General features: G+C 67.5%; 9 protein-coding genes and 1 pseudogene. 1 reads left to right on the top strand and 9 read right to left on the bottom strand.

Features of this window, described 5'->3' with window-relative positions; genetic code table 11:
• The 9 genes from DYE23_RS29630 to DYE23_RS29670 all read right to left on the bottom strand — a co-directional run.
• Positions 1–375, bottom strand: a 375-nt coding sequence (locus tag DYE23_RS29630) for a hypothetical protein (protein WP_115329252.1), incomplete at its 3' end; no start/stop codon positions are given.
• Positions 376–400: 25 nt separating this feature from the next.
• On the bottom strand, positions 401–694 hold the full coding sequence (locus DYE23_RS29635) for a hypothetical protein (protein WP_115329253.1): 294 nt from the start codon (positions 692–694) through the stop codon (positions 401–403).
• Positions 695–1,096: 402 nt separating this feature from the next.
• Entirely contained in the window at positions 1,097–1,399 is a 303-nt protein-coding gene (locus tag DYE23_RS29640; RefSeq protein WP_235660685.1) for a hypothetical protein, read from the bottom strand.
• Between the two features lie 403 nt (positions 1,400–1,802).
• On the bottom strand, positions 1,803–2,345 hold the full coding sequence (locus DYE23_RS29645; RefSeq protein ID WP_115329254.1) for a hypothetical protein: 543 nt from the start codon (positions 2,343–2,345) through the stop codon (positions 1,803–1,805).
• 171 nt (positions 2,346–2,516) lie between these two features.
• Positions 2,517–2,792: a hypothetical protein gene (locus tag DYE23_RS29650; RefSeq protein WP_235660686.1), complete on the bottom strand. Its 276-nt coding sequence runs from the start codon at positions 2,790–2,792 to the stop codon at positions 2,517–2,519.
• Between the two features lie 388 nt (positions 2,793–3,180).
• On the bottom strand, positions 3,181–3,432 hold the full coding sequence (locus DYE23_RS29655; RefSeq protein WP_115329255.1) for a DUF7280 family protein: 252 nt from the start codon (positions 3,430–3,432) through the stop codon (positions 3,181–3,183).
• 389 nt (positions 3,433–3,821) lie between these two features.
• Entirely contained in the window at positions 3,822–4,178 is a 357-nt protein-coding gene (locus tag DYE23_RS29660; protein ID WP_115329256.1) for a type II toxin-antitoxin system RelB family anti-toxin, read from the bottom strand.
• The gene (locus DYE23_RS31590) at positions 4,175–4,333 is read right to left on the bottom strand and encodes a hypothetical protein (protein ID WP_235660687.1); all 159 of its coding nucleotides are present in this window, start codon (positions 4,331–4,333) and stop codon (positions 4,175–4,177) included. Before DYE23_RS31590 ends, DYE23_RS29660 begins: the two co-directional genes overlap by 4 nt.
• Positions 4,334–4,724: 391 nt before the next feature.
• The gene (locus DYE23_RS29670) at positions 4,725–5,000 is read right to left on the bottom strand and encodes a hypothetical protein (protein WP_011767738.1); all 276 of its coding nucleotides are present in this window, start codon (positions 4,998–5,000) and stop codon (positions 4,725–4,727) included.
• 244 nt (positions 5,001–5,244) lie between these two features.
• Between DYE23_RS29670 and DYE23_RS29675 the strand changes: the two are divergent.
• Positions 5,245–6,423 (top strand): annotated as a pseudogene (locus DYE23_RS29675) (IS110 family RNA-guided transposase); the annotation flags it as partial.

Consider the following 6,423-nt stretch of genomic DNA (forward strand, 5'->3'; position numbering starts at 1 on the left):
CAGTTCGCCGATGAGGCGGCGTTCGAGGGCGCGGCAGAAGGAGTGGGCTTGGCTGGTGCGCCAGCCGGGGTGCTCGCAGGACTGGTATTCGTAGCAGTGCAGAGCTTTGATCAGCTCGACAGCACTCCAGGTGGTGTGGCGGGGCCGCTGGTAGGCGTAGATATAGGCGTCGTCTTCGTCGTAGCGGTAGTTGACGGAGGCGGCGTTCTCGTCGACAAGCATCTGTCCGACGGTGTCGATTGCGTCGTCGGTGAGCCGGCCTTCTCGGCTGGGGTTGTCGTAGTACCAGACCAGGGGTCCGTAGGGGCTGGTGGGCCGGCTGGCGGCCCAGAGCAGGACGTGGATGTGTTCGGGGTCGACGATGAATGCGCTCATGGTGGGTTCCTTTCTGGGAGTGGGGTTAGACGAGCCCGGCGGCGGTGAGGCGGCGGCGGATGGCGGCGAGACTGACGGTGGAGTCGGTAATTCGGGCCCAGTTCTGCCAGCCGTCGATGGCCTGCTCGACGTCGTTGAAGTCGACGTCGGCTCCGCTGATGGGCAGGGTGTGTCCGTTGTCGGGGTGGTCGAACTTGGCGACGACGGCGATGAGTTGGCCGGTGTCGTCGAACCACCCGTTGCGGCGGAAGCGCAGTTGGTAGGGCCGGCTGTCGTGGTCGTCGAGGAAGTCCCAGGCCAGGCCGTAGTCGATCTCCATGGTTGTTCTCCGTTCGTGTACGGGTTGGGTGCGCCGGTTAGCGCTGGGTTGCGGGGACCGGCGGGGTGGCGCGCGCAACCTCGAAGAGGCCGTGACGAGCGGAGCAGGGTTTTCGGCCCGCGCGAGCCGGCGCGCAGCGCCCTGGCGAGCTGGCGTTGGGCCGAAAAGGTCACTCGGCCTGCGGAGTTCGGCGCGGGTGTGGGTTGCGCGTGACGGGGCCTCGTCGGTCACACTGGGCGACCCAGCTGAACAGTTAAAGGTGAGGGGCTACGGACCACGCCCGCCGCAGGCGGGCATCCGCCGGTCGCACCTAGTGCGCCGGCGACCACGCACCGGAAGACACCACACCAGCCGATGCCCGCACCCTGCGCGGACACCGGCTGGGGGCGGCGGGTTAGTCGGTCATGGTGTTGCCGCGGTAGACGTCGCCTTCGATGTAGGTGAGCAGGTCGCCGTTGGTGTCGGCCAGGCACCAGTAGTAGGGGGCGTCGTAGCGGACGACCCGCCAGGTGCTGTCGGCTCGGTCCCAGTAGAGCTTGTCGAGGAGCTGGGTGTCGCCCCCGAGCCGCCGAAGAAGGCGGCGCCGCTGGAGGGGTTGAAGTGTTCGTTGAGGATGGTGATGACGTCTTCGACGGTGGTGGCCTCTGCGCAGCGGGTCAGGGCGGCGTCGACGTTGGCCCAGAAGTCGTCGAGGGGGTAGGTCATGGTTGTTCTCCGTCGTCTGCGGTGTTTGCTGCGCCGGTTAGCGCTGGGGTTGCGGGGGACCGGCGGGGTGGCGCGCGCAACCTCGAAGAGGCCGTGACGAGCGGAGCAGGGTTTTCGGCCCGCGCGAGCCGGCGCGCAGCGCCCTGGCGAGCTGGCGTTGGGCCGAAAAGGTCACTCGGCCTGCGGAGTTCGGCGCGGGTGTGGGTTGCGCGTGACGGGGCCTCGTCGGTCACACTGGGCGACCCAGCTGAACGGTTAAAGGTGAGGGGCTACGGACCACGCCCGCCGCAGGCGGGCATCCGCGCCTCCGGGCGCGCCGGCCGACAGGGGGCGGCGGACCGGAAGACACCACAGGCCCGCCGGTCCCGCGCGGCTGCGCGGACCCGGGCGGGCTGGTGGTTGGTCAGACCCAGAGCAGGGCGGGCACTTCGGTCCATCCGGGGCCTGGGTGCTGGGCTGCGAGGTAGATGCGGTCGCGGGCCCAGGTGGTGTGGCGCCTGTGTGTGGCGAGGCCGCCTTCGGCGGTGAGCCAGGGCAGGGGGGAGCGCCGGAATCCGTAGTCGTCGACACCGAAGTGGTCTTTGTCGAGGTACTGGCGCTTGTCGGCGTTGCAGATGTACCGGTGGGCCGGCAGTGCTGTGGGCGCTTCAGCGTTGGGGGTGACCGGCTCGTCGGGGTCGATGAGACCGGCGAACCGCACGAAATGCTGGGGTTCGACGAGCCAATACAGCGCATCCTGGTCGTCGTCGGGGTCCTCGTAGTCGCCGGCCCAGACCAGGCGGGCACCGCCGTCGAGGGTGAGCAGTATTTCCACGGCGGCCATGAGGGGGCAGTCGGCGCGGGTGTGGGTGGACAGTTTGGGTCCGGCGCCGTAGGTGGCGGGGTTGAGGGCGGCCAGGGGTCGGCCCGTGGGGTCGACGATGACGGGGTTGAAGTATTGGCCCATGGTGGTGTCCTTTCAAGGATGGGTGATGGATGAGCTGGGGTGGTGATCGGGCCCCGCGCCGGGGCGGGGCCCGATCGGGTGGTCAGGACCGGTCGATGGCTGCGGTGAGTTCGTCGGTGGACACGGGGTTCCAGCCCACCGAGGCGACGGCCCAGGCGGTTTCGCCGATGACTACGACGTCGCCGACGGACAGGCTGCGGTGTCCGGCGCGGCGCCATCCGGTGGCCCAGGTGGCGGTGGGTTCGCAGTTGAGCTCGTCGAAGATGTGCTCGAGTGCGGCGCTGATGGCGGTCTGCTGTGGTCGGTGTCGGTGGGGATGGGCAGGTTGAAAGTTGCGGCGGCGCGCAGCCGCGCGGGTGCGGCGCGGTTGAAGCCGAGGAAACTTGCGGGGACCTCGTTGAGGTACACGGTGGTGGGCACGGTGGGTGTGGCGGTGGTGGTGGTCATGGTGTTCTCCCGTTTCTCGTGGTGAGTGGTGCGCCGGTCAGCGCTGGGGAGCGGTCAATCGGGTGAGGGTGGGCGGTCAACCCCGAAGAGCCGACGCCGGACGGAGCAGGGTTTTCGGCCCGCGAGCGGCAGCGAGCTTGATAGGGCCGAAAAGGTCACTCGGCCTGCGTAGTTCGGCGTCGGTGTGGGTTGACCGGTCGGGCCCCCGGCCGATTAGGCTGCGACCCCTGCTGACGGTTAAAGGTGAGTAGCTACCCAACCCACGCCCGCCGCAGGCGGGCATCCGGCGCCCGCCAGGGCGGCCGCTGCTGCTGGTGAGGTGTGATCCCGGAAGACGCCGGTAGCCCGGTCCCCGCGCGAGGCGGGGCCGGGCCGGGCGGCGCTGCGCTTAGGCGGGCGGCATCCAGGTTCGGATGGTGTCGAGCAGGTCGGTGGTGGTGCTGGTGTCGACGACGGTGATGGGTGTCCGGGCGCCGGCCCGGTTGCGGTAGGTGCCCTGGGCCCGCTCGGCGGCGATGTCGTCCCAGGTGATCTGTCCGACGCGGTTCTGGGCTTCGATCATGGCGTCGAGGAGGCAATCGACGGGCTGGTCGATGGTGGCGATGCAGTCGGTGGTGATGATGGCGGTGGTGATGGACATGACGTTTCCCCTTTCGGTGCGCTGCCGGTCAGCGCTGGGGAGCGGTCAATCGGGTGAGGGTGGGCGGTCAACCCCGAAGAGCCGACGGCGCACGGAGCAGGGTTTTCGGCCCGCGAGCGGCAGCGAGCTTGATAGGGCCGAAAAGGTCACTCGGCCTGCGTAGTTCGGCGTCGGTGTGGGTTGACCGGTCGGGCCCCCGGCCGATTAGGCTGCGACCCCTGCTGACGGTTAAAGGTGAGTAGCTACCCAACCCACGCCCGCCGCAGGCGGGCATCCGGCGGTCGCTCCTAGTGCGCCGGCGCCTCGGGGCCGCAGCGCCGAGGCTCGATGATGAACGAGGGGCACCACGCCAGCGGCGCGCGCTGGCGGGTGCCCTCGGATGCGACTGGTTACTGTTCCGGTGGCGCTGCGTCGGCCAGGGTGGCGAGGTCGAATTCCAGGTCGCGGTCTCCGACGGTGACGACGATGCGCGCGTTGGCGCCGGCGGCGGCGACGTAGCTGGACAGGGTGGACAGCAGCAGGTCGTGTTGGCGTTCGACTTTGGACACCGCGGCTTGTCCTACTCCCAGGCGTCGGGCGAGTTCGACTTGGGTGAGGTCGGCGGCGTGCCGGATCAGTGCCAGGTTCATGGCGTAGGCGCGGTCGTCGTCGCGCATCTGTTGGCGGATCTGGCTGACGCGCTCGGCGCGTTCGGGATCGGCGAGGAGCTTGGTCAGGCGGGCACCGCCGCGGTCTTCGATGGTCATGATTGGGTGTCCTTCCGTTGTTTCCAGGTCTCGATGGCGGCGTCGGCGCGGGTGCCGACGCTGTTGTAGAAGACGTTTCCGATGCGGGCTTTGTCGCCGGCGAACAGGGCGATGACGGCGTGCTCGTGGTCGGGGAACCACACGATGAGCCGCACGGCGATGTCGGGGTCGTAGGGGTGTGAGAGTCGCCAGACGGGATAGGTCTTGGATTGGCGGACGCGGCGCAGGTGGGCGGTGTCGTCTTCGGGTGGCTCGCCAGTTCTTGGAGGTGCTGCAGTTGTGCGGTGATGTAGTCGAGTCGGCGGGCGCTGATGGGGTCGGTATCGGCGTGGTCTTCGAGGCGATCGAGCCAGGTGTTGAACTCGTCGGACCAGTCGATCAACATACGTTGATACTACTCTGAGGGAATACGCCTTGCAACGCATATTGTGGATGTGGAGCGGTTCGCATTGTCGGGCCTCCGTGGTTGAGATGTGTTGGTGCAGAGCTGTTTTCGGGACTGCGGGGCCGGGCCCACCAGGTGGCGGTGAGCCCGCCCCTGACGTTTTAGGTGCGTTCGTCCTCGATGACGCGGTGAGCGATGTGGTAGGCGGCTCGGGTGTTGCGCAGGCTGTCGGACAGGAACGAGGCGATGTCGTCGCCTTGGGGGTTCTCGGCGAACTCGGTGTCGTAGACGTGTGTGCTGGTCAAGGTGGCCAGCGCCTGCTGTGCGCGGGTGAGGGCGTTGATGGCGTCGACCAGGCTGCCGTCGAGGGCCAAGCGGCCTCGGTCGATCTCGATTGCCCAGTCGGCCTGCCAGTCGGCGTCGTTGGTGTTGGTCATGGTGGGTCCTTAAGTTCGTAGTTGCAGTTACTTCGTGTTGTTACGTTGGGCTGTGACCCGGGTGGGTCGGGTGAGGCTGCATGGTCGTAGCCGGCCTGGTGGTGCGGCTTGAAAGGACTGGCCGCCCGGCCTGCCTGGACTCCTCTGGCCGCTGATTGAGATCTGCGATGTGATCGCTTGTTTAAGGAAATGCTGGCGGGGTTGTCCATGGGATCATGTTGGTAGACAGGCGAAAAGAGGGGTGATGACGACGGGCCAGGTGTGGGCTGGAGTGGATGTTGGTAAAGAGCATCACTGGGTTTGTGCGGTCGACGACAGCGGGAAGGTGGTGTTGTCGCGCCGGCTGGTCAACGACGAGCAACCGATCCGGGAGCTCGTCGCTGAAATCGACGAGCTGGCGAGCGAGTGTCGTGGACGGTGGACCTGACCACGGTGTATGCCGCACTGGTGTTGACGGTGCTGGCCGACGCCGGCAAAACGGTCCGGTATCTGGCCGGCCGGGCGGTGTGGCAGGCCTCGGCGACCTACCGCGGTGGGGAGGCCAAAACCGATGCCAAAGACGCTCGGGTGATCGCCGACCAGGCGCGCATGCGCGGCCAGGACTTGCCCGTTCTGCATCCCGATGATGACTTGATCAGCGAGTTGCGGATGCTCACCGGCCATCGCGCCGACCTGGTGGCCGACCGCACCCGCACGATCAACCGGCTGCGCCAGCAACTCGTCGCGGTCTGCCCGGCCCTGGAACGAGCCGCCCAACCGAGCCAAGACCGTGGCTGGGTGATACTGCTGGCGCGCTACCAGCGTCCCAAAGCGATTCGACAAAGCGGTGTTTCGCGGCTGACCAAAGTCTTGACCGATGCCGTGTGCGCAACGCCGCCTCGATCGCGGCGGCTGCGGTGGCTGCAGTGAAAACCCAGACGATGCGCCTGCCCGGCGAAGAGGTGGCCGCCGGGTTGATCGCTGATCTGGCGCGGGAGGTGATCGCCCTCGATGACCGCATCAAGACCACGACGCCGACATCGAGGGCGATTTCGCCGCCATCCACTCGCCGAGGTGATCACCAGCATGCCCGGCATAGGATTTCGGCTGGGCGCCGAATTCCTCGCCGCCGTTGGTGATCCCGCGCTGATCGGATCGGCTGACCAACTCGCGGCCTGGCCGGCCTGGCGCCAGTGTCTCGAGACTCCGGAAAGCGCACCGGACGACTGCACACCCCAAGCGTTACAGTCGCCGACTGCGCCGAGTCATGTACATGTCGGCGTTGACCGCGATCCGCTGCGACCCAGATTCCAAGGCCTATTACCAGCGCAAACGAGACGAAGGAAAGCGGCCGATCCCGCCACCATCTGCCTGGCGCGACGGCGCACCAACGTTCTCTACGCCCTCATCCGTGACAACCGGACCTGGCAACCTGATTCACCCC

Origin of the sequence: Mycolicibacterium gilvum, from assembly GCF_900454025.1 — a bacterium.
GTDB lineage: Bacteria > Actinomycetota > Actinomycetes > Mycobacteriales > Mycobacteriaceae > Mycobacterium > Mycobacterium gilvum.